Raw genomic sequence first — 25,564 nt, forward strand, 5'->3', positions numbered from 1 at the left:
GCTGATGCAGCCGACCTGGCCGGTATGGCAACCATCTCGAGCCTGCCAAGGCCCTTGCTTCAGCTATACGCACCGTAATATGCTCTTATCCACCATACCACCATGTACACACACTTCCAGATACTTATAGTAGGCGGAGGAACTGCGGGCATTATGCTCGCCGCCAAGCTCCATAACGAAGAAAAGCGCCTTCGGATGGCGATCATCGAGCCGTCGCAAAGCCATTGGTACCAACCCGCCTGGACGCTGGTGGGAGGCGGCACCTACGACTACACCGACACCCGCCGTCCCGAGGATGCCGTGATTCCTGCAGGCGTGGACTGGATACAGGACAAGGCCACCGAGATACTTCCGGGGGAGAACAAGGTGCGCACCGAAAGCAGCGGCGACTATACCTACGACTACCTGGTGGTAGCGCCCGGAGTAAAGTATGATCTGGATATGATTGAAGGCTTGCGCGAGGCCCTGCAGCACCCCAACGTGTGCAGCAACTATATAGACCCGCGCAAAACCTGGCACGTGCTGCGCAACTTCGAGGGCGGCAACGCCGTGTTTACCCAGCCCACCACGCCTATTAAGTGCGGCGGCGCGCCCCAAAAAATCATGTACCTGGCCGACGACTATTTCCGCAAAGCCGGTGTGCGCGACAAGAGCCAGGTTGTTTTCGCTACCCCCGGCTCTACCATTTTCGGTGTAAAGGAATTTTTGCCGGCCCTGGAAGAAGTGGTGAAGCGAAAAGACATTACCGTTAAAACATTCTACGCGCCTGTTAAAATAGATGCCTCACGCAACGAGATCCATTTTAAAAGAAGCAAACCCGAAGAGCAGTTTTTGCCTGATGCAAGGCTACAGGAGCGTGCCGAAGGAGCTGACACCGTCGTTATGCCTTACAGTATGCTGCACCTGGCTCCGCCCCATGTGGCCCCCGACGTAGTGCGCAATTCTGAACTGGCTGTGGCCGAAGGGCCGAATAAAGGCTGGCTGGACGTAGACATCCATACGTTGCAGCACAGGCGCTACCCCAACATCTATGGCCTGGGAGATGTGGCCGCGCTGCCTACCGGCAAAACAGGTGCCGCCATTCGCAAGCAGGCTCCGGTGGTAGCCGCACAGCTACTGGCAAGTATAAACAAGCAACCGAAGCCGGCGCTGCTCTACCAGGGATACTCCTCCTGCCCGCTGGTAACGGGCTACGGCAAAATGGTGCTGGCTGAGTTCAAGTATGACAACGTGCGCGACAGTGACCCGTTCATCTCCAAATTTGTGGATACCACCAAAGAGCAGTGGAGCATGTGGCTGCTGAAGAAGTATGGCCTGCCCTGGATGTACTGGCACCTGATGCTCAAAGGCATCATGTAGCCCTCCTGGCCTGTGTGACCTAGGTCACTGTGCAGGAAATTTAACAGCCGTACTTTTGTATTGAAAACATCAGGAAGCATAACTAGAAGCCCTCCTGATGGGTATAATTTCAAAACACAAAAAAACGACACCATGCAGATAAAGCAGTTTGAAGACAAGGGCTTAGCGCATTACTCCTATGCCATTCTGAGCGAAGACACGGCAGAAGTAGTACTGGTTGACCCGGCCCGCAACCCGCAGCCCTACTATGACTACGCCAGCGACAACAACGCCAACATTGTAGGCGTCATCGAGACGCACCCCCATGCTGACTTTGTAAGCTCGCACCTGGAGATACACGAGAAAACCGGCGCTACCATTTACGTGCACAGCCTGGTAGGTGCCGATTACCCGCACAGAGCCTTCGACGGAGGAGCTGAGCTGCACCTCGGAGAGGTAACGTATAAATCCATTCACACCCCGGGCCACTCGCCAGACGGCATCAGCATTGTAGTGGAGCATGAGGGCAAAGACATAGCCGTGTTCACAGGTGATACGCTGTTTATCGGGGATGTGGGCCGCCCGGACCTTCGGGAGAGCGCGGGTAACATACATGCCAAACGCGAGGAACTGGCCCGCCAAATGTACCACAGCACCCGCGAAAAACTGATGAAACTGGACGACAGTGTAATTGTTTACCCGGCACACGGAGCGGGCACGCTTTGTGGCAAAGGCCTGAGCGAAGCCAACAGCAGCACCATCGGCGCCGAGAAGCGCAGCAACTACGCCCTACAGGACATGAGCGAAGACCAGTTTGTGAAGATCCTGACAGAAGACCAGCCGTTTATACCCAAATACTTTGGCTACGACGTGGGCCTGAACAAGCAGGGCGCACCGGCCTACCAGCCAAGCATGCAAGGGGTAAACCGACTGGAGAAGAACTTCAAACCGGAGCTTGGAGCCATTGTAGTAGACGCCCGCAATGAGAAAACCTTCAAGAAAGGCCACTATAAAGGAGCCATCAACATCCAGAACGGCGGCAAGTTCGAAACCTGGCTGGGAAGCATCGTGGGGCCGAACGAAAGCTATTACCTCATCGCCGAAAGCGAAGAGGAACTGAACGAGCTGATCTCGAAAGCAGCCAAGATTGGCTATGAGCTATTGATAAAGGGTGCTTTTGTGATGGACGAGGCCGCTGACGTGAAATCGCCGGTGATTGATGTGGCCGCGTTTAAACAGCACCCAAGCGAGTATACCATTGTGGACATCCGCAACACATCGGAAGTGAAAGGGGGCAAGTTTTTCGACAAGGCCATCAACATCCCGCTTCCGGAGCTGCGCGAGCGCGCCAAGGAAATTCCTGCCGATAAGCCCGTGGTGGTGCACTGCGCAGGCGGATACCGCTCTGCAGCCGGCAGCAGCATTGTGGAGGCAGCCTTGCCCGATGTAAAGGTGCTGGACCTGAGCGAAGCGGTCAGTCAGTTTAAAGACGGCCAATAAGCCAGCCTTTTAATGACCAGTGCGGAATACGGAGCCCGCACTGGTTCTTTTTTTAATCTGTACCTTCGTATACTGTAGTATAACTATACTTAACCTAAACCACGCTACCGCACCCCATGGAAGTTCTTGATAAAGATGTCGTTCTGAAGCAGTTCCCACAACTAGAGCAGCCCCTGCTGGAAGAGCTCCTGCAGCAAAGCACCCTAAAGCAGGTGGAAGAGGGCGACGAGGTGATGCGCACCGGCCAGTACATAAAATCAACCATCCTGCTGCTGAGCGGCCTTTTGAAAGTATACCGCGAGGACGATGAAGGCAACGAGTTCCTGATGTATTACCTGGAGCCCGGCAGCGCCTGCGCGCTTTCAATGATGTGCACGGCCCGCAACGAGCAAAGCCAGATAAAAGCAAAGGCGGTTACGCCGTCAGAGGTTATCCTGGTGCCCTCCCACCTGTCGGAGATCTGGTTAGGAAAGTATAAGACCTGGCACAACTTCGTGATTGCTTCCTACCGCCAGCGCTTCGAGGAGCTGCTGCAAACCCTGGACAGCGTGGCCTTTAAAGGACTGGACGAACGCCTGCTCTTTTACCTGAAGCGGCATGTAAAAGTATCTGGCTACCAGGTGCGCCTCTCGCACCAGCAGATTGCCGATGAGCTCAACAGCTCACGCGAGGTGATTTCTAGGCTGCTGAAAAAGCTGGAGCAGACCGGTGCCCTGACCCTTCACCGCAATTACATCGAGGTACACAACCTGGATCTGGTTTAAGCACACCGGGTTCTTTGTAATCAACTTAGCTGCCGCGGCGCCTCCACAGGTGCCGGGCCAACATTATTCAAAACTTAAAATGGAAATATTCGGATACATTGCCGCCCTGTTTATTGGTTTATCTTTGGGCCTGACGGGCAGCGGGGGCTCCATACTTACGGTGCCCATACTTGTTTACCTGATGCGGCTGAACCCCGTAATCTCAACTTCATACTCTCTTTTTATAGTAGGCTCTACAAGTTTAGTGGGCAGCTACAAGTTCTACCTTAAAAAGCTGGTGAGCTTTAAGACCGCCCTTATCTTCGGGGTACCGTCGCTGCTGACCGTCTTCCTAACCCGCAGCCTGCTTGTGCCGGCCATTCCGCGCCACATTATAGATATCGGAGGGTTTGAGGTGACAAAAGGCATTATGCTGATGGTGATGTTCGCCCTGCTGATGCTGGCAGCCTCCTTTAGCATGATCTTTAAGAAAAGCCCTGCCAGCCAACAGGAAGATGCGCCGCAAAAAGCTGATGCGAACTATGTGGCTTTGGTGCTGCAGGGAACGCTGGTAGGCCTTATCTCGGGTTTGGTTGGGGCCGGCGGCGGCTTCCTCATCATCCCGGCGCTGGTGCTTTTCACTGGCCTCGACATCAAGCTGGCAGTCGGCACCTCCCTTGTTATTGTTACTGCCAACTCGCTGCTGGGCTTTGTTGGCGACATACTGCAATACAACATCGACTGGACGTTCCTGCTCACCTTTACAGCACTTTCTGTTGCCGGCATCTTTATAGGCACCGCGCTCTCCAGCAAAGTGCAGGGCGAGAAGCTGAAAAAAGGATTCGGTTGGTTTGTGCTGGCCATGGGCTTGTATATCCTGGCAAGAGAGATCTTCCTGTCCTAATCCACGGCAGCAATGTCCTTGTGAAGTATACTTTGTTGAAGACTAAAATTAAAGTAGGGCAGCAAAGCACGCACTGTGATAATAGTCACTGCGTCAGCCTCTTCGGCAACTTATTTTTGTATCAGTAAAACAAAACTATACTTATGGAATTACTCGGATATGTTGCTGCCCTGCTGATTGGATTGTCGCTGGGCTTGATCGGGGGCGGAGGCTCTATCCTGACGGTGCCGGTACTTGTGTACCTGATCGGCCTGAGCCCTGTTATCTCTACGGCGTACTCGCTTTTCATTGTGGGCCTCACCAGCCTGGTGGGTTCCTACAAGTTTTATAAAAAAGGACTGGTGAGCCTCAAAACGGCGGCTGTTTTCGGAGTTCCGTCTATCGTGGCGGTGTTTATCACCCGCCGCTACATTGTGCCGGCCATTCCGGACAATATCTTCTCTGTAGGGGATTTTGTAGTGACCAAGGGCATTCTGCTGATGCTGCTGTTTGCCGGGCTCATGGTGTTCGCCTCTATCAGCATGATCAAGAAAAAGAAAACGCCAGAGGAGCCTATAGAGGGAGTGGACGAGAACATTGACACGGAACTGGACGTGGAACACGAAAACCCTGCCGCCGAGCACCCAAAACCAACGTTCAACTACGGCGGCATTCTGGCAGAAGGTTTGGTTGTGGGCACGCTCACGGGCCTGGTTGGGGCAGGCGGCGGCTTCCTCATCATCCCGGCGCTGGTGCTTTTCAGTAAGCTGGATATGAAAATGGCCGTGGGCACCTCCCTCCTGATCATAGCGGTAAAGTCGTTATTCGGATTTATCGGCGATATCTTCAACTATGAAATCGACTGGGCCTTCCTGGGCATCTTCTCAGCTATCTCTATTGCGGGTATCTTTATCGGCACATTCCTGTCCACAAAAATTCACGCCGATAAACTGAAGAGCGCCTTCGGATGGTTTGTGCTCCTAATGGGTATTTACATCTTTGCAAAAGAACTTTTCTTCTAAAAATACTCCTGAGTGATCAAAGTCACTGATAAGCCTTGAAAAACTTACGATATTTGTATCATAAGCTGAACAATTGAGCATCATCTTAAAAGAAACTTTTAAATACCAGAACCATGAAAGTAGAACAGATTTATACCGGATGCCTAGCCCAAGGCGCTTACTACATAGAGAGCAAAGGCGAGGCCGCTATCATCGATCCGCTGCGCGAGGTTAAGCCATATATTGAGAAAGCTGAGAAAGACAACGCCAAGATAAAGTATGTGCTGGAGACGCACTTCCACGCAGACTTTGTGTCGGGCCACGTGGACCTGGCCAAGGCAACCGGCGCCACCATCGTTTTCGGGCCAAACGCGCAGCCTAAGTTTGAGGCATACATTGCCCAAGACGGCGAGGAGCTAAAAGTGGGCGATGTGACCATTAAGGTGCTGCACACGCCAGGCCATACCATGGAATCTACCACCTACCTGCTGTTGGATGAGAACGGCAAAGCGCACAGCATCTTCTCGGGCGACACCCTCTTTATCGGAGACGTGGGCCGTCCTGACCTGGCCGTGAAGTCTAACCTGACAGAGGAGCAGCTGGCCGAGCACCTGTACGACTCGCTGCGCACCAAGATCATGACGCTGCCAGACGATGTGATCGTTTATCCTGCACACGGAGCAGGGTCAGCCTGCGGCAAGAACATGAGCAAAGAGACCACGGACCTGTTGGGCAACCAGAAGAAAACCAACTACGCCCTGCGCGCCGACATGACGAAGGAAGAGTTTGTGAAAGAGGTGACCGAAGGGCTGCTTCCTCCTCCGGGCTACTTCCCGCTGAACGTGAAGATGAACAAGGAAGGCTATGCCAACATTAACGATGTGATGGCACAAGGCCTGCAGGAGCTTTCTGCGGAAGCGTTTGAGGCGGCAGCCAACGAAACCGGTGCCCTGGTGCTGGATACGCGCAAGCCAGAGGAGTTTGCCAAAGGCTTCATCCCGAACTCGGTGAACATCGGCATCGACGGTAACTTTGCCCCATGGGTAGGCGCCTTGATTCCAGACATACAGCAGCCGATCCTGATCGTGGCTGAGAAAGGCCGTGAAGAAGAGGTGGTAACACGCCTGGCCCGCGTCGGCTACGATAATTCCCTGGGTTACCTGAAAGGCGGCTTTGAGACCTGGAAAGCGGCCGGCAAAGAGGTAGACACGATCAAGTCGATCTCAGCAGAAGAGTTTGCCAAGCGCTTTGAGCAGAACAACAAGATCAAGGTAGTGGATGTGCGCAAGCCGGGCGAGTACCAGGCAGAGCACGTAGAAACAGCCCTGAGCGCCCCGCTGGATTACCTGAACGAGCACCTGTCGGAGTTGCCGGCTGAGGAGGAGATGTACCTGCACTGTGCCGGCGGCTACCGCTCCATGATTGCGGCCTCCATCCTGAAATCAAGGGGCTTTGACAACGTGGTGAACGTGGAAGGCGGCTTTAAGGCCATAGCCGATACCAACGTACCGAAAACAGCCTACGTCTGCCCAAGCACGCTGAAATAAGCTAGCTAAAAAACGGGGCTGCAGGCATGGTGCCGGTAGCCCCGTTTTTTTTGTAAGAAATAGGCAGCCTGCAGGCACTGCGTGATTAAAGTCACTGAAAATGGCTGACGGTATCCCGATCTTTGTATAGAAATTATTGAAACACCTAAGAAAATCCCAAAGCCATGTTCAACATATTTAAATCAACCCCAAAGAACTACGAAGACCTGAACGGTGAAAGCTTTAAGGCCAAGTATACGTCTACCCCTAAAGCCAAGCTGCTGGACGTCAGAACGCCGGGCGAGTTTTCGGCAGGCTCCATCAAAGGGGCCCAGAACATCGACGTAACCTCCTCCCAGTTTCAGTCGGCGCTTAGCAAACTGGATAAGGACAAAGAGTACTTCGTGTTCTGCCGTAGCGGCAACCGCAGCGGCTCCGCCTGCAAAATGATGGCAGACCAGGGATACAATGTATACAACCTGGCAGGCGGCATTGGCGCCTGGCCGCGCTAAACCTTACCTGAGGTGCAGGCTGTGGCAGCAAGTAGCCCAGCCTGCACCTCAGCAACTAATTGCAAACACTACCGCCGTTTACAACACCATTAACTTAAAAGCATTATGTTAGAATTTATCAGCCAGCCGTGGCCATGGTATGTTTCAGGTACCCTGATTGCCTTCACCATGGTGCTGCTGCTTTTCTTCGGAAAATCGTTTGGCTTCTCGGCCAACCTCCGCACGATCTGTACCGCTTGCGGCGCAGGTAAGCATGTTAAGTTTTTCGATTTTAACTGGCGCAGCCAGATCTGGAACCTGCTGTTCCTGGTAGGTGCCATACTGGGAGGCGTCATTTCGGCTCAGTTCCTGAACGGCAACGCTCCGGTAGAGCTTTCGGCGGCCACCGTGCAGGATTTATCGGCGCTGGGCTTCTCCGCCCCCGACGAACTGCAGCCAGAGGAGATCTTCAGCCTGGAGGCCATATTTACCTTAAAAGGATTCCTGGTACTGCTGTTGGGCGGCTTCATGATCGGGTTTGGCGCACGCTATGCAGGCGGATGTACTTCCGGCCATGCCATCAGCGGCTTGTCTAACCTGCAGCTGCCCTCGCTTATTGCAGTAGTCGGCTTCTTTATCGGTGGTCTGGTTACTACTTATTTGTTGATGCCGCTGATTTTTTAATGAATAAAGTGATGGTTAGTGCACGATCCAAGTATACTTCCCATCCCTGGTTTATTATTCATTCTTAGTAATTCTAAATCATCTATCCCGTGAAAGGACTTAAATATATAATCGCCGGCATCCTGTTCGGCATCGTCATGAGCAAGTCGGAGGCCATTTCGTGGTACCGTATCCAGGAGATGTTCCGCTTCCAGTCGTTCCACATGTATGGCATTATCGGCACAGCCGTGGTGCTGGGCACGCTGGCCGTCTTCATCATCAAAAAGTATAACCTGCGCGACTACCAGGGCAACCCCATCGTGTTTCACCCCAAGGAGATGTCTATTCCGCGCTACCTGATTGGCGGCACCATCTTTGGCCTGGGTTGGGCACTGACCGGCGCCTGCCCCGGTCCTATGTTCGTAAACATCGGCCATGCCTATTGGGCCATACTGGTAGCGGTGGCGGGTGCGCTGGGCGGCACCTACCTGTATGGCGTGCTCCGCGATAAGCTGCCGCATTAAGGGCGCAGGTAATACCTGAAAGTATATGAAAAGCCGTGCGCCCTTCTGTGCCATGGCTTTTCTTTTTTAACTCCTAACCAGTTTATACTTATGGCAACTACAACAGCAAATCTGGGCTTACGCGAAAACGCCTCACAGTTCTGGCTGTTGGTGCTGGTTAACGGTTTCGTAGGGGCCATGGTCGGGCTGGAGCGCTCGGTGGTCCCGGAGTTTGCTGAACAGGCTTTCGGCATCAGCGGCCATACCGCGCTTCTGTCTTTTATCCTGGCCTTTGGCCTGGCTAAGTCCGCTGCCAACATGCTGATGGGACGGCTTACGGGGCGCTTCACCCGAAAGCAGCTGCTGCAAGCCGGCTGGATAGTTGCCCTGCCCGTGCCCTGGCTTTTGCTGTACGCTGCCAGCTGGTGGTGGGTGATAGCTGTCAACCTGCTACTGGGCTTAAACCAAGGCTTAGCGTGGTCTGCTACGGTGGTGATGAAGATAGACCTGGTGGGTGAGAAAAACCGGGGACTGGCCATGGGCATTAATGAGTTTGCCGGTTATCTGGCAGTGGGTTTGGCCGCTTTCCTGGCCGGCTACCTGGCCTCCACCACCGGAGAGGTAACCATGGCTTTTGTGCCAGGCATAGGCTTTTCTTTAGCAGGTTTACTCCTTACGCTGTTTTTTGTTAAAGATACCCATGCCCATGTGCAGGCAGAAGCCGCTACCACGGCGCTGCCGCTACTGCGCAACATCTGGAAAGATACTACCTGGCGGCACCCAAACCTGGGCTCGGTTACTCTTAGCGGGTTTATGAACAACCTGAACGACGGCATTTTGTGGGGCCTGCTGCCGGTGCTCCTTATCAGCAAAGGCTATGCGATGGCAGAGGTGGGCCTCCTGGCGGGCATCTATCCGGCTGTGTGGGGACTTGGGCAATTGGTTACGGGCCGCCTGGGTGACATTCTATGCAAAAAACAACTGCTGAGCGTTGGTATGATGGTGCAGGGCGTCGCTATAGCCCTGCTTCTGTTTGCCGGCTCCTACCTCATGCTGGTGCTCTCGCTCATACTTTTAGGGGCTGGTACTGCGCTGGTATACCCTAACTTTCTATCGGTGGTAGCGGAGAACACACATCCGCAGCAGCGCCCGCAGAGTCTGGGTATCTTCAGGTTTTGGCGTGACTTTGGCTACGTGGCCGGTGCCGTGGCGGCTGGTGTGTTTAGCGATCTGTGGGGCTTGAATGCCGTGCTGGCAGGTACCGCAGTGCTTACCCTTGGAGCCGGCCTGAGCGCCGAACGACGGATGTGCTGCACCAAAAAGAAGCTATGGCATAGCCGCGAGTGCCGTACCGTATTGATAAAAACAATTTGAATGCGTAATTTGGAGCCACATCGTATGGTTCAAGCGGAATCAATTGAATATAGGCACTGTTGCTATACTGACAAAAGAACCCAAAAGCTGTAAAAGCTACAGAATGAAAAGTTACCTGCTGCTGTTTGTAAGTACCCTGTTCCTGCTCTTCGCGCTGCCGAAGAGCAGTGTGGTGCGTACACTCCAAACCCAGGAGCAGGCAACGCTTAAAGGCACTACATGCAGTACAAAACAAAAGGCCAAGGCTGCCTGCTCTAAAAAGCAATGCCTCCGCCACCTGACGCACTCCGAGAAGCGCGGAGCCGCCACAGCTTTTGTAGACTGTAGCCAGAGCTATTCCGCTGCTGTTTTCGAGCAGCCCCATACCCTATTTTATACGTTACAGGATAAAGCGCTGTACACCCTTGCCCTTTCTCCCTCTTACCTCTCGCCTCATCTGGAGGCAGAACCCGACCCACCGCAATTTTCCTAAATAACTATACTTTTAAGTGCAGCCATTGCTTAAGCTGCCGCATGTGTTGCTATATTTTTCTTTCCACCGTGGAAGAGAACCTGTGCTTTGTGCCGGAGGTACGCTGAAGTCATTTAAAACTTTAGGAATAAGTATGGCAAGAAACAAAGCCTGCCTGTAAACCAGCACAGCTGCAACTGCTGTGGCAAAACTGGTGACACAAGGCCGCAGGCGCGACAACTGAAAGCCTGCCGCCGCAAAAGACCATCATTACGCTACGCAGCATGAGGAAGATACCAATGAGTATCAAAGGCTTAGAAAGTTGCTGCAATAACATAAATAAGACATATAAATTAAGAATAACATCCTGATGAATAAGAAGAAATTCTCTTTTAGAAATATACCAGGCTGGGCAGTGATGCTCGGCATCTTTGCCATTTTATACTTAACAGGCCTGCACACCGAGGCTATCGGGCAGGTGCAACGGCTCCTGTTGGCTACCGGCATCAAAAACGCTGATGTGCCGGAGACACTGCAAAACCCTGACGCTAACGCCGTGACTACGGCAGCTGCCGCATCCGGGGCTGAAATGGCTGGCGCCGGATTTAAGATGGTAGACCTGGAGGGCAAGCAGGTAAGCTTTGAGAGCCTGAAAGGAAAAGTGGTGTTCATGAATATCTGGGCGACCTGGTGCCCTCCTTGCGTGGCTGAAATGCCGAATATCCAGAAGCTATACGAAAAGATCGGCTCTACTGACAAGGTCGCTTTCGTCATGCTGTCTGTGGACGAGGGAGGCATGGAAAAGGTACAGAAGTTTATCTCGAAGAAAGGCTTCACCTTCCCGGTGTACATGCCGGCCAGCCAGTTTCCCCAGGAGTTCTACTCCAACGCAATCCCAACCACGTTCATCATCTCGCCGGAAGGTAAGATTGTGGCCAAACAGGAAGGCATGGCAGATTACGATACCCCGGAGGTGCGTGATTTTCTGCTAAGCATGACGAAAAAATAAATCAAGGCAGGCTGCCCTTTAGTGGGGTGGCCTGCTAAATTTTAAATCAAACTTATACTTATACCAACCGATGATGAAAAGAACGTTGCTCGGAGTAGGCATGGCGCTGGCTATGGTTTCCTGTAACCAGAGCACTGCTACCAACGAAGAGGTAAAGGAATCCAATGCTGTCACCCAAGCCGAAACTGGGATTACTGCTGAGGTAAAGACGATCAATAGCGAGGAAGCCAAAACGCTGTTGGAGCAAGAGAAAGACCTGGTTGTGCTCGACGTCCGTACTCCGGAGGAGTATACTGCCGGTCACCTGGCCAACGCCCGCCTGATGAATTTTTACGATGCTGATTTTACGCAGCAGCTCAAGACGCTGGACCCCTCCAAAACGTATCTGGTATACTGCGCGGTAGGCGGAAGAAGCAGGCAGGCAGTGCAGCAAATGCAGCAGCTTGGGTTTAAGCTCGTGTTCGACGCCACCGAAGGCTATGGCGCTCTGCAAGCCGCCGGCGTACCGGTAGAATAGTGTTCAACCTTATAAAAGCTAATAAACCATGAAGCAGCGACTGATTTTTATACTTATGGCCCTTTTGCTGGCCTCTGCGCCCTCCTGGGCACAATCCAAAGCCACCACAAAAGCCTCCGGAGCTGCGGTGGCACAAGCCAGGCCCCACCGCATTGTGTATGATATGACGGTGGCAGACACAGCCAGACAGGCTATGCTGATGCGGCAGCTGAACAACATAAAGCGCGGGTGGCCCGAGGCTGAGGTTGAGGTGGTAGTGCACGGAAAGGCGCTGTTCATGCTTGTTTCCGACAAGACCCACAATGCCGAGGAGATAAAAGCGCTGCAGGCAAAAGGCGTGGTTTTTGCAGCCTGCGAGAACAGTATGCGTGCCCTGGATGTTAAAAAGGAACAGCTTCTATCAGGAGTTAATACCGTGCCTATGGGCGTTGGCGAGATTATCATGAAACAGGAAGAAGGCTGGGGCTATATTAAGTTCTAAGCACTCTCCCTAAACAATAGAGAGATGGAAAAGTACTGGAACATTTTTATATCCTCGTTTGCTGGCTACGCGAACTACCTCTGGAACGAAATCCTGAACCCCAGCTGGGGCAATTACTTTTACTGGCTGCTGGGGCTTTCGCTGTTCTTTTGGCTTCTGGAAATCATACTTCCGTGGCGGCAGCACCAGGCCCGCATCCGGCAGGATTTCTGGCTCGATGGCTTCTACATGTTCTTTAACTTCTTTCTGTTCTCGCTTGTCGGCTTCAACGCCATCTCCAATATCGGGGTAGAGGCATTCAACGATTTCCTGGCCCTGTTTGGGGTACGGAACCTGGTGGCTTTTGAGATACAGAGCTGGCCGGTGTGGGCGCAGTTGCTTACGCTGTTTGTGGTGCGCGATTTTATACAGTGGAACGTGCACCGCCTGCTGCACCGCTCCGAGTTTCTGTGGCGCTTCCATAAGCTACACCACTCCGTGCAGCAAATGGGCTTTGCCGCACACCTGCGCTTCCACTGGGGCGAGACCATCGTTTACCGTACCCTGGAGTATATCCCGCTGGCTATGATCGGCTTTGGCATCCAGGACTTTTTCCTGGTGCATATTTTTGCCACCGCCATCGGCCATTTCAACCACTCCAATCTAAACATCAAGCTGGGTCCGCTGGGCTATATCTTTAACAACCCCCAGATGCACATCTGGCACCACGCCAAGCACATGCCCCGCCGTTATGGCGCTAACTATGGCATCAGCCTCAGCCTGTGGGACTATCTTTTCGGCACGGCCTATATGCCTTCTGACGGCCGCGATATTGAGCTTGGTTTTGACGAGGTGGAGAAGTATCCGAAGAGCTTTATGGAGCAGCAGTGGCACCCGTTTTTAGAGGGGCAGGATGCTGACACAACCCCTGCCGCGCCTGTGGAGGAGCCCAAGAAGTTAGAGAATGCCTGAGACAGACAAGTATAAAGTATAAACAGGAAGCCGCTGCAGATAAGAAACCTGCAGCGGCCTTTTTATGAAGTTGTTGTTCTGATGAGGGGCCGGAAACCTAATTTCCCCCTCTGCGGCCACCTGACCGGCGCTGCACAGGCTGCTGCGGGTTCTGCCGCTGTTTGCCAGGTTTCTGCTGCATTTTTTGTTGATGCTGCTCAAATCGTGTGCGTTGCTGCACTGTCAGGACTTTTCTGATCTCGGCTGTCCTTCGCTCCTGTATCTGCTGCATCTGTTCCCTTCTCTCCTGCCGCGTCAGGGTTTGGTTTGCCCGCACCTGCTCCATTTCCTGTGTGGTTTGCCTGTTAATTTCCGCCACCTGGTTTGTCTGTTGCTCATTCAGGTTCAGTTCCTTCTTCAAGTCCTGCGTCATGCGCTCCGCCCGCTGCTCGGTTGTCTGCCGCTGGCGCTGCGCGGTGGTTTGTTGCTGGGCTACTGCTGTTCCTGTAAGCAGCAATCCAAGGGCTATCACCATAGCTCCCTTCAAAATAAGCTTTTTCATCAGTACCTCCTTTTTTTAACTTCTACTGCTCCGTTATATTACGAAGCATTCGAAAGTATAAACAATTGAAACTAAATAAAATAACAAAAGTCACACAACCCGCTACAGACCCCGTGATTTTTATCATCCATCAAAAAATGAGGCTTATTTGGGCTTTATCTCCACCTCTCCCATGTTTTCAGGCTTGCTTACCACTTTCTTCTCTTTCAGCTTTTCAATGATGAACTCTGTCAGCGACTTTCCTGTGCGGTTGATGTTCTGTCCTTTGCCGATCTCCTCGTAGTTGTGCAGGCCGGTCAGTAAGCCGCTATGCGTTACCACCTTGTAAGACTTAGTATCGCTGATGGGTTCGTTGCCTACGCGCACGTTGCTCACCCGCTGGCCCACCGGCTTTGTGAAGTCTACTGTATATTGGATGCCGGAGGTTTGGATCAGGCCACCTACCACGTCCATCGGGTCACCTGGCTTCAGGTTGGTAGCGCTCTGTTCCAGCGTTTTCTTCAGCTGTGCGCCGGTCATGCTCAGTGTTACGATCTTGGATGGGTGCGGCAGAAGCTTGTAAACACGCTCGCTGGTGATGGGTCCCGGCGTAAACGAGATGCCATAGCCAACGCCCGGCATTATGGCTACCTCGCCCTTGTAACCTTCATTCAGCAGGTTGCCTACCAGCCTGTCGAAAGGGCTTTCTGATTTATAGTTTCTGCCAATCACATCTTCGCTCTGCACCACCACCTCTTCCAGCTTGGCTTTGTGCGGGGCACGCAGCTCCTCTACCAGCGCCTGTACTTGCTGGTCTGGCTGCCACTCGTCGTGCCACAGGAAATGGTAGTTGTCTTTCACATCCACCAGCTTTTTGCCCTCCAGTAGCAGCTCTGTGTCACCCAGCACCGCCTCATCCGACATAGCCTGCACCACATAGGTGTTACCAATCTTCCTGCGCGGCTCAATAATGTCGTGGCTGTGCGCTCCGATGATCACGTCAATGCCTTCCACTTCCTGCGCCATTTTATAGTCTATGGCCGTGCCTTCATGCGACAGGACCACTACAATATCAGCCTTCTTGCGCAACTCCGGCACATACTTTTGCAGCGCCTGCTGGCCTTCGTTAAACGTCAGCTCCTTTACATTGTCCGGGTTACCGGTTTTAGGCGTGTTGCGGTAGCTCAGGGCAATAACGGCCACCTTCACATCACCGATTTCCCTGATGATATAGGGTTCCCCGAAAATGGTTTTGCCCGTGGTGTTGTCGATGATATTGGCTGCACGCATCGGAAAGTTAGAAAGCTCCTCCAACTCACGGGTACGCTGTAGGCCATAGTCAAAATCATGGTTGCCTAGCGCCATCAGGTCATAGTTCATCGTGTTCATCAGCCGGATCATGGCCTCCCCTTTTGTTAGGTTACCGAGCTGATCGTCGCCAAAGGTATCGCCGCCATCCAGCAACAGTACATTTTCCGCTCCTTTCTCGGCACGCACCTTTTTTATGGCGCTGGCCAGGTAGGCAAAGCCGCCAATGTCAGCCTCCTTCTCAAAATTAAGCAAGAGCTCTCGGCCTTCGTCACCAGTTTGCGCCGTTGCGTTGTCTGTCACGGCATGGAACGGCATGTATGTGCCGTGCATGTCGTTGGTATGCAGTATGGTGATGACTTGCTGATTCTCTCCTGCTGTCTCCGCAGTTTCGGATGTGTCCGACTCTGTAGAAGTACTCGTACAGGCACCGAACATCAGCAAGGGCACCATCAGGAACGGCCTCAGTCTGCGTCTGTTACTATGCATAGTTTTTGTGTTTAGTGTATGATAAGGTTTAGGGCACGGATTTCATGCCCGCGCCAGCATGATACTTGTTTATACGGCTGTAAAAGTTCCTAAAAGCTGTATCTCCACCGGCGAATGCTGCTGAAGATATTGTTTCATGGCATCAATAGCTTTTATCCCGCCATCGGAGCGGTTTTGGCCATACTTTTTCGGCACGCCCTGCTCTGTTACAAAGGCCGCTTTATACCTGCGCTGCGGCTCCAGTCCTGCACCGTTCACAAAGAGTTTCTGTATGCGGTTTCCCTTAGGCGCTTCTATCTTGATGTAGGCTTTAAGTCCCATGCAGCGCTTCACATAGCCACCCAGCTGGTTATAAGGGTCTGGCGCAAAGGTTTTCTCCAGGTTATCCTCCAGCATCTCCAACAGTTCCTCTCCGCTGATGTCCACGGTCTGCACCGGCGGGTTCATAGGGATAATATTATAGAGATCGTTCAGCGTAATTGGCCCCGGCACGATGGGGGCACCGTAGCGCCAGCCATTCGAGAAAGCCAACTCAGCCCCGGTGGCCTCCAGCATACTTTGCAGCAACAGGTTATCCATCGTGGATTCCAGGATGGTGTTGCGGTCGAGGGCTGTTTTGGTTTCGCCTACCTTTTCACCCGGCATCTCCCGGTAAGGGGCTACAGCCTCCTCCACCATACTTTTTATCTCCTCATCCTCCGGCAATCGTTCCGACACCTCCACCATCTCGTGATTGAAATTAGTAATCTTACCGTTCTCCAGGGTCAGGTCGAGCCTGCCCAGGAAGGAGCCGTGGCAGCCGGATTCAATCACAATCGTGTCGCCCTGCATGGCTGGTTTGGTGGTGCGGTAGTGGGTGTGGCTGCTCAGGCAAATATCCACGCCCGGCACCTCTGCCAGTAGCTTCATGTTCTGCGGAAAACCCAGGTGCGAGATCAGCACGATCAGGTCTGCCTTTTCCTCCTCTTTCAGTTTTTTTATATAGCCCGGCAGCTCCTTGTTGCCCAGCGTAAAGTATAACCCCTCGCTGAATTTCGGAGGCATGGTTTTATCCACGATGTTGCAGGCAATGCCGATCACCCCCACCTTCACCCCGTTCACTTCCTGCACCAGGCAGGGCTTGTAAACCAGCTCATCGGTCTGCTTATCATAAATATTGATGGCCAGCATGGGATAGTTCAGTTCTGTCGTCAGCTTTTTAAACTGCTCCGGCCCATAGGCAAACTCCCAATGGGCCGTCATGGCGGCAAGGCTCAGTTTGTTAAGTATGGGCACCATCACCTCACCCTTGGTATGCACCGCCGGGTAAGTGCCGTGGAAGGTGTCGCCGCAGTCGAGGGCCAGTACGGCCTGCTGCTCCTCGCGCAGCTGCTTCAGGTAGCCGGCTATGCGGGCAAAGCCTCCAGCGGTGCGATATACTTTATCGCCGCCCTCCCAGAACATTTCCTGGTGCGATTCTAAGTATGCATGGCTATCGTTCAGTTGAAGTATGGTTATTTTCTTTGTCATGGTATCAACACTTTTTCTGAAACGGAATGGGAAGTTCCTTCCCGTACCAGGTAAAACTTAACAATAATACAGTTAAGCCTTGCCTCTACCTCCTACTCCGGTTAAACGCAGGAACAGGCGGCAGAGGCAGGGCTCGGTTGATCTCTACATCAATTTTTCACGGGTTGCACTTTAGATTCCTCTTTCAGCTCCTCCGAGCCTTTCAGCACCACCAGGTCGCCCGCTTTGATGTTACCAAACACTTCCTGCAGGTTTTCCCGGCGCATACCTTCCACAACCGGAACCCGCTTTACAGCGTCGTTTTCTACTTTTAGCACAAACACACCGGACTGCGCATTCACCACACTGCTTGCCGGCACCCAAACCGTGGAGTCAGGCCTTTGGAGCTTTAGCTGTACCTGCGCGTATTCCCCGCCGCTCAGCGCCTGCTCCCGGTTGTCTACATCAAACTCTACGTTTACAGAGCGTAGCTTCTGGTTCAGCACTTTGCTGTTGCGCGATAGTTTGGCATGAAACACTTTGCCCGGCCTGTTACTTACTTTAAACGAAAGTGGAGTTTCCTCATCAAGGGACTGCGCATGTTTTTCCGGAACGGCAACCACCAGGCGCAGGCGCGACTGTTGTGCCACCGAGAACAACGGCGTTGCCTGTGAGCCTGCTTCTCCCACCAAGGCCCCTACCGAAAAGTTACGTGCTGTAATTACCCCATCAAAAGGCGCCTTTATAGTTAGGTATTCTCTCATGGCCGAGATGGAACTGGCGCTGGCTTTGGCGGCAACATAGGCGGCACTGTCGCTACGGACTTTTGTGGAGGCCCTGTCCAGCTCTATGGCTGCCACGGCACCGTCCTTTGCGGCTGCCTGCTGCAGTCGTTTCAGCGCTTGCTTGCTATACACGAAATCCTCGTAAAGCTTTTGCGCCTGTGCCTTAGCGGCACTTAGTTGCTGGTTCACCTCAGGGGCCTCCAGTGTGGCAAGCACCTGCCCCTTTTTTACCTGACTGCCTCTGTCTACATGCAGGGCCTTTAGAAAGCCTTTTACCTTCGGATAAATATCCACCTGCTCGTAAGGTTGCAGCTCTCCGGGTAAAGACAAAGTATACTCTGGCTGGTCTACCTGCACGCTTGCTACCGGCACTTTTGGTACTGTCACCTGCTGCTCCTCCTGGCTTACCTCGGTATTCTCGGCTCGGCCGGTGCAGGCGCCTAAGGTCACCAGAATTACAGCATAAAAAACGCCACGTACTACAGAAGGGCTATATTGTTTCCTTTTCATTTTATAGGATATCATAGTTGATTTAGAAAAAATTATACTGCCTGTGCTACTGCAAACCTGCTCTTAGGGTCATCCGGGTCGAGGGAGTTGCTGATGCGGCTGGCTTTTCTGCGCACGGCTACAAACAGGTGCGGCAGCACCAGCAAGGCGGTTAGCGTAGAGAACAGGAGCCCCCCGATCACAGCCTGCCCCAAGGGTGCGACCTGCTCGCCGCCATCGCCCATGCCAGAGGCCATCGGCACCATACCCATGATCATGGCCAGCGTTGTCATCAGGATAGGGCGTAGCCTGGAGGAGGAGGCCAGCATGGCTGCCAGCTTTACGTTCATGCCGCGGTCCAGCCGGTTGTACTCCGCCTGGTTGATCATCAGCACCGCATTTGACACCGACACCCCCACCGACATGATGATGCCCATATAAGACTGCAGGTTAAGCGAGCTGCCGAACAGCAACAGGGTAAGCAAACTGCCGCCAATCACAGCAGGCACCACCGAAAGTATAAGCGTAGAGATGGCAAACGATTGGTAGTAGGCCGCCAGCATCAGGAAGATCACCACGATGGCTACCGCCAGGCCAACCTGCAGACCACTCAGCGTTTCCTCCAACAGTTGCAGCTGCCCACCGGTGCTTACCAATACGCCTCTTGGCGGCTCGCCTGCACTTTTAATTGCCTCCTGAACAGCCTTGGACGCGGAGCCCAGGTCCTGCTGGTAGGTGTTGGCCTGTACTGTTACGTAGCGGTTGGCCCCTTTCCTGTTCACCTGCCCCGGCTGCTTCGCCAGTTGCAGCGTGGCCACGTCTTCCAGCACCGGGCGCGGCTGCCCTTCTTTCAGAGGCAGCTGCCGCAACTTGTCCAGAGACTGCATGGCCGCCTCGGGTATCTGCACCTGCGTCTGAAACACAAGCCCTGATTTCGGGTCGAGCCACAGGTTTTTATTCGTAAAGCGCGTAGAGGAGGTAGCGATGGTAAGGGCCCTGGTCACATCCTGCATGGTTAGCCCAAACTGCCCCGCACGCTCCCGGTCTACCTCTATGTTCAGGCTGGGGTACTGCAGCGGCTCGGCAATGCGCACATCCCGCAACGATTTGTTCTTCTTTAGCTCCGCCTCTATCTTTTTAGCGTGTGCGGCAGCCACTTTCAACTGCCGGGCGGCTACGCTGACCTCGATAGGCGTAGCGGCTCCCTGGCTCATGATCTTCTCTACCATCTCCATCGGCTCAAAGCTGAGTTCCACTTCCGGTAGCTGTTCCTGCACGGCCAGCCGTACCTCCTCCTTCAGGTCCGCTATCGAGCCTGTATACTTTTCCTGGTCCACAGATACCTGCAGCACGGCCTCATGGGTGCCGCTGGTAAACGTAAAGATCGGGTTGATGGCCATACCGGAGGGCTGCATCCCAACATAGGCAGAACTGATCCTGATCGCGTCGTCCGGCAGCTTCGACTCGATGATCTCGGTTACCTGGTGCAGGTAGGACTCGGTTTTCTCCAGGCGTGCTCCCTGTGGGGCAACAATACGCACCTGTATATCGCCGCTGTTACTGGCAGGAAGTATGTCGGTACCTATACGCAGGGCACCGACGCTAATCACGGCAACCACAACGGCAATGTAGGCTACAGTAACACCTGTTATCCTTTGCTGTGCGGCTTTCATCACCACCAGGTAGCGGCGCTTAAACCTATCAAAACGGCTCAACTTGTCTTTTTGGCCTTTCGCCTTATGGTGCTGGGAATGATCGGCTTTCATGATCCAGTTAGCCATGATGGGCACAAAGGTTTGGGAGGCAACGAAAGAGGCGATCATCGCAAAAGCCACGGCCATAGAGAGCGGCATAAACATATCCTTTGGTATACCTTTCATCATCACGGAAGGCACCAACACGGCCAGTATACACAGCAGGATCAGCAGCTTAGGAACCGAAATTTCGAGCAGGGCGTCGAGTATGGCGCGCTCCTTTGGCTTTTCCATTTCAAAGTGCTGGTGGATGTTCTCGATCGTTACCGTGGCCTCATCCACCAGTATGCCCACAGCCAAGGCCAGCCCGCTCAGCGTCATGATGTTGATCGTCTGGCCAAACAAGTATAGCATAATCACCGTCGAAAGTATGGCAATAGGTATGGTCAGCACCACGATCAATGCGCCACGCCTGTCGCCGAGGAACAGCAATATAACCAGGCCTGTAAGTATAACGCCGAGCAGGCCCTCGTGCACCAGGTTGTTCAGGGCATGCTCAATGTATACCGACTGGTCAAAAACATACTTTATGGTGACATCCTCGGGCAAAGCGGCACCTAAGGTAGGCAGGGCGTTTTTCAGGTTCTCCACCACTTTTAAGGTAGAGGCATCTGCCGTTTTAATCACAGGCAGGTAAACAGAGCGCTTGCCGTTGATGATGGCATACCCTGTGGTCACGTCTGCTGCGTCTTCTACCCGGGCAATGTCGCGCACGAAAACGGTAGGCCCGCTGCCCGTCCGGACAGGGATGTTCAGAAACTCCTCGGGATTACGGGCGATAGAGTTGACCGGTGCCATCAGGTTCTGGTCACCGATGCGTATGTTGCCTGCTGGGGAAGGCAGGTTGTTTTTGGCGATGGCCAGTGTCACTTCCTCCGCCGAAAGGCCATACGACTGCATCAGCTCCGGATTAACGTTCACCACCATGGTGCGAATGTTACCTCCGAACGGGGCCGGTGCCGTAACGCCCGGAATGTTTACAAACTGGGGGCGTATGCGCGTGACAGCCAGGTTCTGCAGCTCCGTGATGGAACGCTTGGGGCTCTCAAACACCAGCTGCCCGATCGGGAGCGAACTGCCGTCGAAGCGCACCACCTGCGGCGGCACGGAGCCCGGGGGCAAAAAAGCCATGGCCCGTGATACCTGCGCCGACAACTCGGCCGAAGCCTGCGCCATATCCGTACCCGGGTAAAAAGTAAGCTTCATGAGGGTAAAACCCTGCACACTCTTAAAATCCAGCTCTTTTACGCCGCTTACATACACCAGCACCTTCTGGAACTCATTGGCCATAAAGCCGTCCATGTAAGAGGGCGTGAGTCCGCCGTAAGGCATGGCTACGTAAATGGCCGGAGACTCAATCTTGGGAAAAATATCGATGTTTATGTTCCGTAGGGCCGAGAACGAAAAGTAGGCGATGGCCAGAATAGCCACCATCACCGTTAGCGGTTTTCGTAAGGCAAACCTGATCATATTCATAAGATGTCTGCTTTAAATTAGAATTTACTCGAGAGATAGGAGAAGTCGCCTGCCATTTCTGCCTGCACAATAGCCTGGCTCCAGTACTGCTGATGCGCCTCTACATTGTCTTTTTCCGTCTGCTGCAGCACACGCTGCAGCTGCAACAGTTCTGTGAGGTTTATCAGGCCATTTTCGTAACGGCTCAGGTATAGCTCGTAGGCTTTGGAAGCATTGGCAAGGGCTTGCTTTGTGGCTTCTAATTGCTGCAACTGCTCCTGCATGTTCGCCTCCACGGCCTGTAGCGCAGCAGTCAGTTGCAGGGCCTGCTTGTCGTATCGGGCCTGGGTGGCGGCCAGCTGCGCGCCGGCTTCCTTGCTTTGCAGCGTGCTGGTGTAGCCTGCCGTCAGGTTCCAGGTAAGCCCTAAGCCCACCAAGTAGTTATCAGCCCTGTTATCGAATCCTCCCCCCCAGTCAGAGCTTACATGACCACCTGCGTCCATCCCGCTTCCACGGGTGGACAGGCCACCCAGGAAAGAAAGGGAGGGGTACTTCTGGCGTTCTGCCAGCTCCTTGCGGGCATTGGCTACATTCACCTGCTGATCCAGCACATCCAGGTAAGGGTGCGCCGCTGCCACAGAATCTTGGTGCAGCTTTAGGGGGCCGACATCAGAGGGCAGGTAGTTTGCCGGGTTTACGCCCAGGCTATCCGGCGAAAGAGAAATCAGCTCTGAAAGCTGCACTTTACTGGCGTTGAGTTTGCCCTGCCAGCTTTTGACCCCAGCCAGCGCCTGCTGGTATACAGAAGCCGCTAACAGCGAATCGGCACCGGCTTTCAGGCCTGCTGCAGAAAGGCTTTTTGTTAAGCTCAGGATCTTTTCGAGTCGCTCTGCGTTTGCCCTGGCCCACACAAGACTGGCCTGGTTATATTCTACTGCCATAAACAAGCGGCTGACCTGTGCCTGCACGGCTACCTGTGAGGCCAATAAGCTGCTCTGGGCTGCCTGCTGCTGAAACGTGGCAACCTCCAAGGCCTTGTTCTTACGGCCAAACTCATACAGTTTCCAGTCAACCACGGCGGAGGAATAGAAGCTGGAGGTGGCATCCGGCTGGTTCTCCAGAGCCGGTTTTGGCGTAACGTTGAAAATGCCGGGCAACGGGAAAAAGCCACCGGCGCTGCCCTCATAAGTGCCATAAGTGTTCTGAAGCTGCAGCTGAAAATTAGGCAGGTAGCTGCTTTTAACGGCTTTTTTGTTGTACGCTGACGCCTTGATCAGCGCCTTTTGCTCGGCAAACTCAGCGTAATGCTCGAACGCCAGCTGCCAGGCCTCGGATAAAGAAAGCGGTGTTGTAGTTTGGGCGTGCGTATAGATACTGACCAGCATCAGGATGCCAGCCAGATAAAGTTTTCGCTTTATCATACTTCTTTAAAGAATGGTTGGTAAAAGATGTACTCCCCGGTAGCTGATGCAAAACAGCCAGGGGAATAGAAGGCGGTCGCCTGCACCAAGCCGAAGCTGTGCAGCACCAGTTTAAAGAAGTATAAAGCCTATAGCAGGATGCTGCGGTGCAGCAAAAATAAGGGGACGGGTGAACAGGAAAGGTTTTCTTGTGCCTGCCTAAAAGGTGCGCCTCTTCCAAAGTACATAAACAGAAGAAGCATTGGCAGCACCAGAAGCGCAGCAACTAGTGGCGCTTTCAGTAGCACCTGGGCCTGCCCACTCTCCAGGTCAAGCTTATCCAGCAAAGCGAGTTCGGCCGCTTTACAGGACTCCTGCAGCTGGTGCAGGGAGGGTACCTCCTGTGCTACTGCGGGCTGCGCTGGCAAGGGATTAACCGCGCGAGCGATATGCAGGGCAGCTCTCAGCTCCAGTTTTATCGGGCAGGACAAGATAAGGCAGCTTATCAGGAACAGGAGTACCCATGATAAGCCAGAACGATGTGCGTTCTGATTCGCGCGATATGTTTTGATAGCTGCCACTTAATTGATTTCTGCAAACAAAGAGAAATTACTGCTTAAACACAAAACGAAACGCTGAAAAGCGGATTGTTCCCTACAGAAACACCATACCAACCTACACACAGATGAGTATCTTTCCGCGCAAGCAAACAGGTTTGGTTATAGCTTGCTCTCTTTAAAAGCTCCACTTAGGACAACGTTATACTTTAAGTATGAGCCGCAAAATCCTGAGAGCTACAGAAGCCTGAGGCATTCATTCAAAAATGATAGTTCATGACAAAGGAGAGATGCGACATATCCACCTTATTCACGATAAAATTTGGAGTGTCGTAGGTATTGTCCCTTTCCCCTTTGTAGATGTAGAGCACCTGCAGGTCAAGCCCTTCCAGCGCTCCTGTAAAAGTATAGTTGGTCATCAGCTGCAGCTGCGAGTAAGAGGGCATGGCATACTTGTTCTGGGCCAGGTTTTTTACATCCGGCAAGTCGGCACGACCGTAGCCGATACGGGCCTTCCACTGCTTGTTCAGGTTAATGTCGGTGATCAGGGATACCATCCGGGTGTCGGCTGTTCCCTCCAGGCGCTCGCGCGGCATAAAGGTGTAGAAGGTCTCGATCCCCCACTCCCGCGGAAAAAGGAAGCGGTTACCATCCCCGATGCGGGTATAGTTCAGGCTGGTAAAGAAGCGCGGGGTTTTATACCCCACCCTGCCGCTGTATAGCCAGATTTCGGCGTCCGGTTCGATGTAAGCCTTCAGGGGATCCTCATTCCCGCCATCGCCGGTGGCTGCCTGGTAACCCGCCTGCAGGCCCAGCACGATCGCGTTCTTCTTGTCCCGGCTTACTGGTAGCCCCACATCGGTCTGGGAGAAAGTGAAGTTGAACAGGTTCTCTGCGTAGTAGTGCCACAGGCTTGTCTGCAGTACTTTTGAAGGCTGATAGGTAATATTTCCCAATGCGACCCCTTTGCTGCTAATGTTACCTTTAAACTGCGAGGGGCCGCCATACGCACTGCGGCCTACCGGAATGGAGCCTATACTTTCCTCCACACTAAACCAGTCCTGGGTGGAGCGGGGTCCGAACCCGTAAATCCAGCCACCCTGGAAAGTCAGTTTCTCCAACTCGTTTACCTCCAGCCATAGCGCATTTACCAGCGTTGGACGCATGCGGCCGTCCTGCTCGTTCAGAAAAGAGGACTTTACCTGCTGCCGCCCAAGGGTAGCTGTAGACTTTTTATAGTTATAGCGCAGGTACAGGCTCTCCATTCGGCCAAGGTCGTGCTTGTCGGTTGGGTCTAATAGGTCGAAAAGGCCTATTTCATAGCGGCTGCTAAGCCCAGTTTGAGGATCAGTCCCCAACCTGCTGGACCACACATTGAAAATGAAAAAGCCGCCCAAGCCCACCTGGAAGCCATGGAACTGCGGCGAGTCGTAGTATAAACCAGCCCCCAGCGCCAGCGCGTGGTAGTCGGGGTAGTCGCCGGTATTATCGGTATACATGAAGAAACTGCGTGCGTGCCCGCTGAACTTGCCCTGTTTTAAAAAGTATTTTATACTCTGGGGTTGTGTAGCCGTGCTTTCCGCAGCACCCGTGGCTTCCTGGTGCAGGCTATCTTGCCCTATCACAGCGGGTGTACGAGTGTTTTCAGCGGGTTTGGCTGGCTGCCCCACCACCGCCTCTACATGCAGGAGCACGGCCGTCGCCAGAAACGCAAAGGTTTTAGCAAAAAGGTTTAGGTATGGCATGAGTTGTCGTATGGTCAGGCTCTTTTAAAGAACAGATGAAGCGCCTTGTATGGATGACACGAAGTATAAGCTCATACTTTATTTAGGTTTCTGTATCATCCCCACCTTGCAAAACTAAGCACAACCTGCCGGCACAACGGTGA

Annotated in this window: 22 protein-coding genes; 15 read left to right on the top strand and 7 right to left on the bottom strand. The window is 53.3% G+C overall.

Annotated features, from left to right (window positions below; genetic code table 11):
- Nucleotides 1–102: 102 nt before the first annotated feature.
- The 15 genes from FJM65_RS02480 (at nt 103) to FJM65_RS02550 (ending at nt 13,431) form a co-directional block, all read left to right on the top strand.
- Entirely contained in the window at nt 103–1,359 is a 1,257-nt protein-coding gene (locus FJM65_RS02480) for an NAD(P)/FAD-dependent oxidoreductase (RefSeq protein ID WP_140619058.1), read from the top strand.
- Nucleotides 1,360–1,491: 132 nt separating this feature from the next.
- Nucleotides 1,492–2,838, top strand: coding sequence for an MBL fold metallo-hydrolase (locus FJM65_RS02485; protein WP_140619059.1), 1,347 nt, complete (start codon nt 1,492–1,494; stop codon nt 2,836–2,838).
- Between the two features lie 116 nt (nt 2,839–2,954).
- Nucleotides 2,955–3,602, top strand: a complete 648-nt coding sequence (locus FJM65_RS02490; protein WP_140619061.1) for a Crp/Fnr family transcriptional regulator — start codon at nt 2,955–2,957, stop codon at nt 3,600–3,602.
- A gap of 79 nt (nt 3,603–3,681) precedes the next feature.
- On the top strand, nt 3,682–4,485 hold the full coding sequence (locus tag FJM65_RS02495) for a sulfite exporter TauE/SafE family protein (RefSeq protein ID WP_140619063.1): 804 nt from the start codon (nt 3,682–3,684) through the stop codon (nt 4,483–4,485).
- Between the two features lie 143 nt (nt 4,486–4,628).
- Entirely contained in the window at nt 4,629–5,486 is an 858-nt protein-coding gene (locus FJM65_RS02500) for a sulfite exporter TauE/SafE family protein (protein ID WP_140619065.1), read from the top strand.
- A 113-nt stretch (nt 5,487–5,599) separates the two neighbouring features.
- Entirely contained in the window at nt 5,600–7,012 is a 1,413-nt protein-coding gene (locus tag FJM65_RS02505; RefSeq protein ID WP_140619067.1) for an MBL fold metallo-hydrolase, read from the top strand.
- A gap of 164 nt (nt 7,013–7,176) precedes the next feature.
- Complete coding sequence (locus FJM65_RS02510; protein WP_140619069.1) at nt 7,177–7,503, top strand: rhodanese-like domain-containing protein; 327 nt, start codon at nt 7,177–7,179, stop codon at nt 7,501–7,503.
- Between the two features lie 105 nt (nt 7,504–7,608).
- The gene (locus tag FJM65_RS02515; protein WP_140619070.1) at nt 7,609–8,166 is read left to right on the top strand and encodes a YeeE/YedE family protein; all 558 of its coding nucleotides are present in this window, start codon (nt 7,609–7,611) and stop codon (nt 8,164–8,166) included.
- An 89-nt stretch (nt 8,167–8,255) separates the two neighbouring features.
- Entirely contained in the window at nt 8,256–8,669 is a 414-nt protein-coding gene (locus FJM65_RS02520) for a YeeE/YedE family protein (protein WP_140619072.1), read from the top strand.
- A 90-nt stretch (nt 8,670–8,759) separates the two neighbouring features.
- Entirely contained in the window at nt 8,760–10,022 is a 1,263-nt protein-coding gene (locus FJM65_RS02525; protein WP_140619074.1) for an MFS transporter, read from the top strand.
- A gap of 103 nt (nt 10,023–10,125) precedes the next feature.
- A complete protein-coding gene (locus tag FJM65_RS02530) occupies nt 10,126–10,494 on the top strand; it encodes a hypothetical protein (RefSeq protein ID WP_140619076.1) in 369 nt (122 codons plus the stop codon).
- 349 nt (nt 10,495–10,843) lie between these two features.
- Complete coding sequence (locus tag FJM65_RS02535) at nt 10,844–11,482, top strand: TlpA family protein disulfide reductase (protein WP_140619078.1); 639 nt, start codon at nt 10,844–10,846, stop codon at nt 11,480–11,482.
- 70 nt (nt 11,483–11,552) lie between these two features.
- Nucleotides 11,553–11,999 (top strand): rhodanese-like domain-containing protein, encoded by a 447-nt coding sequence (locus FJM65_RS02540; RefSeq protein WP_140619080.1) that lies wholly within the window; start codon nt 11,553–11,555, stop codon nt 11,997–11,999.
- A gap of 28 nt (nt 12,000–12,027) precedes the next feature.
- Nucleotides 12,028–12,480, top strand: a complete 453-nt coding sequence (locus tag FJM65_RS02545; protein ID WP_140619082.1) for a DsrE family protein — start codon at nt 12,028–12,030, stop codon at nt 12,478–12,480.
- A gap of 24 nt (nt 12,481–12,504) precedes the next feature.
- On the top strand, nt 12,505–13,431 hold the full coding sequence (locus FJM65_RS02550) for a sterol desaturase family protein (protein WP_140619084.1): 927 nt from the start codon (nt 12,505–12,507) through the stop codon (nt 13,429–13,431).
- Nucleotides 13,432–13,528: 97 nt separating this feature from the next.
- On the opposite strand, the gene FJM65_RS02555 is transcribed toward FJM65_RS02550, so the two are convergent.
- From FJM65_RS02555 to FJM65_RS02585, 7 genes are all read right to left on the bottom strand, one after another.
- A complete protein-coding gene (locus FJM65_RS02555; protein WP_140619087.1) occupies nt 13,529–13,972 on the bottom strand; it encodes a hypothetical protein in 444 nt (147 codons plus the stop codon).
- Between the two features lie 144 nt (nt 13,973–14,116).
- The gene (locus FJM65_RS02560) at nt 14,117–15,748 is read right to left on the bottom strand and encodes a bifunctional metallophosphatase/5'-nucleotidase (RefSeq protein WP_140619089.1); all 1,632 of its coding nucleotides are present in this window, start codon (nt 15,746–15,748) and stop codon (nt 14,117–14,119) included.
- A 69-nt stretch (nt 15,749–15,817) separates the two neighbouring features.
- Nucleotides 15,818–17,257 carry a bifunctional metallophosphatase/5'-nucleotidase gene (locus tag FJM65_RS02565; RefSeq protein WP_140619091.1) on the bottom strand — a complete coding sequence of 480 codons (1,440 nt, stop codon included), beginning with the start codon at nt 17,255–17,257 and terminating at the stop codon, nt 15,818–15,820.
- A 149-nt stretch (nt 17,258–17,406) separates the two neighbouring features.
- Entirely contained in the window at nt 17,407–18,531 is a 1,125-nt protein-coding gene (locus FJM65_RS02570; RefSeq protein ID WP_181163620.1) for an efflux RND transporter periplasmic adaptor subunit, read from the bottom strand.
- A 32-nt stretch (nt 18,532–18,563) separates the two neighbouring features.
- Entirely contained in the window at nt 18,564–21,740 is a 3,177-nt protein-coding gene (locus tag FJM65_RS02575; protein WP_140619095.1) for an efflux RND transporter permease subunit, read from the bottom strand.
- Between the two features lie 17 nt (nt 21,741–21,757).
- Complete coding sequence (locus FJM65_RS02580; RefSeq protein WP_140619097.1) at nt 21,758–23,140, bottom strand: TolC family protein; 1,383 nt, start codon at nt 23,138–23,140, stop codon at nt 21,758–21,760.
- Nucleotides 23,141–23,936: 796 nt separating this feature from the next.
- The gene (locus tag FJM65_RS02585) at nt 23,937–25,421 is read right to left on the bottom strand and encodes an OprD family outer membrane porin (RefSeq protein WP_140619099.1); all 1,485 of its coding nucleotides are present in this window, start codon (nt 25,419–25,421) and stop codon (nt 23,937–23,939) included.
- Nucleotides 25,422–25,564 lie beyond the last annotated feature (143 nt).

It is taken from the genome of Pontibacter mangrovi (assembly GCF_006385705.1).
GTDB lineage: Bacteria > Bacteroidota > Bacteroidia > Cytophagales > Hymenobacteraceae > Pontibacter > Pontibacter mangrovi.

Coding starts and splice junctions, on each gene's coding strand:
- FJM65_RS02535 (WP_140619078.1), top strand. CDS start 10,844: ATGAATAAGAAGAAATTCTCTTTTAGAAATATACCAGGCTGGGCAGTG.
- FJM65_RS02500 (WP_140619065.1), top strand. CDS start 4,629: ATGGAATTACTCGGATATGTTGCTGCCCTGCTGATTGGATTGTCGCTG.
- FJM65_RS02530 (WP_140619076.1), top strand. CDS start 10,126: ATGAAAAGTTACCTGCTGCTGTTTGTAAGTACCCTGTTCCTGCTCTTC.
- FJM65_RS02580 (WP_140619097.1), bottom strand. CDS start 23,140: ATGATAAAGCGAAAACTTTATCTGGCTGGCATCCTGATGCTGGTCAGT.
- FJM65_RS02490 (WP_140619061.1), top strand. CDS start 2,955: ATGGAAGTTCTTGATAAAGATGTCGTTCTGAAGCAGTTCCCACAACTA.
- FJM65_RS02545 (WP_140619082.1), top strand. CDS start 12,028: ATGAAGCAGCGACTGATTTTTATACTTATGGCCCTTTTGCTGGCCTCT.
- FJM65_RS02575 (WP_140619095.1), bottom strand. CDS start 21,740: ATGAATATGATCAGGTTTGCCTTACGAAAACCGCTAACGGTGATGGTG.
- FJM65_RS02495 (WP_140619063.1), top strand. CDS start 3,682: ATGGAAATATTCGGATACATTGCCGCCCTGTTTATTGGTTTATCTTTG.
- FJM65_RS02485 (WP_140619059.1), top strand. CDS start 1,492: ATGCAGATAAAGCAGTTTGAAGACAAGGGCTTAGCGCATTACTCCTAT.
- FJM65_RS02585 (WP_140619099.1), bottom strand. CDS start 25,421: ATGCCATACCTAAACCTTTTTGCTAAAACCTTTGCGTTTCTGGCGACG.
- FJM65_RS02480 (WP_140619058.1), top strand. CDS start 103: ATGTACACACACTTCCAGATACTTATAGTAGGCGGAGGAACTGCGGGC.
- FJM65_RS02525 (WP_140619074.1), top strand. CDS start 8,760: ATGGCAACTACAACAGCAAATCTGGGCTTACGCGAAAACGCCTCACAG.
- FJM65_RS02560 (WP_140619089.1), bottom strand. CDS start 15,748: ATGCATAGTAACAGACGCAGACTGAGGCCGTTCCTGATGGTGCCCTTG.
- FJM65_RS02565 (WP_140619091.1), bottom strand. CDS start 17,257: ATGACAAAGAAAATAACCATACTTCAACTGAACGATAGCCATGCATAC.
- FJM65_RS02555 (WP_140619087.1), bottom strand. CDS start 13,972: ATGAAAAAGCTTATTTTGAAGGGAGCTATGGTGATAGCCCTTGGATTG.
- FJM65_RS02570 (WP_181163620.1), bottom strand. CDS start 18,531: ATGAAAAGGAAACAATATAGCCCTTCTGTAGTACGTGGCGTTTTTTAT.
- FJM65_RS02505 (WP_140619067.1), top strand. CDS start 5,600: ATGAAAGTAGAACAGATTTATACCGGATGCCTAGCCCAAGGCGCTTAC.
- FJM65_RS02515 (WP_140619070.1), top strand. CDS start 7,609: ATGTTAGAATTTATCAGCCAGCCGTGGCCATGGTATGTTTCAGGTACC.
- FJM65_RS02540 (WP_140619080.1), top strand. CDS start 11,553: ATGATGAAAAGAACGTTGCTCGGAGTAGGCATGGCGCTGGCTATGGTT.
- FJM65_RS02510 (WP_140619069.1), top strand. CDS start 7,177: ATGTTCAACATATTTAAATCAACCCCAAAGAACTACGAAGACCTGAAC.
- FJM65_RS02550 (WP_140619084.1), top strand. CDS start 12,505: ATGGAAAAGTACTGGAACATTTTTATATCCTCGTTTGCTGGCTACGCG.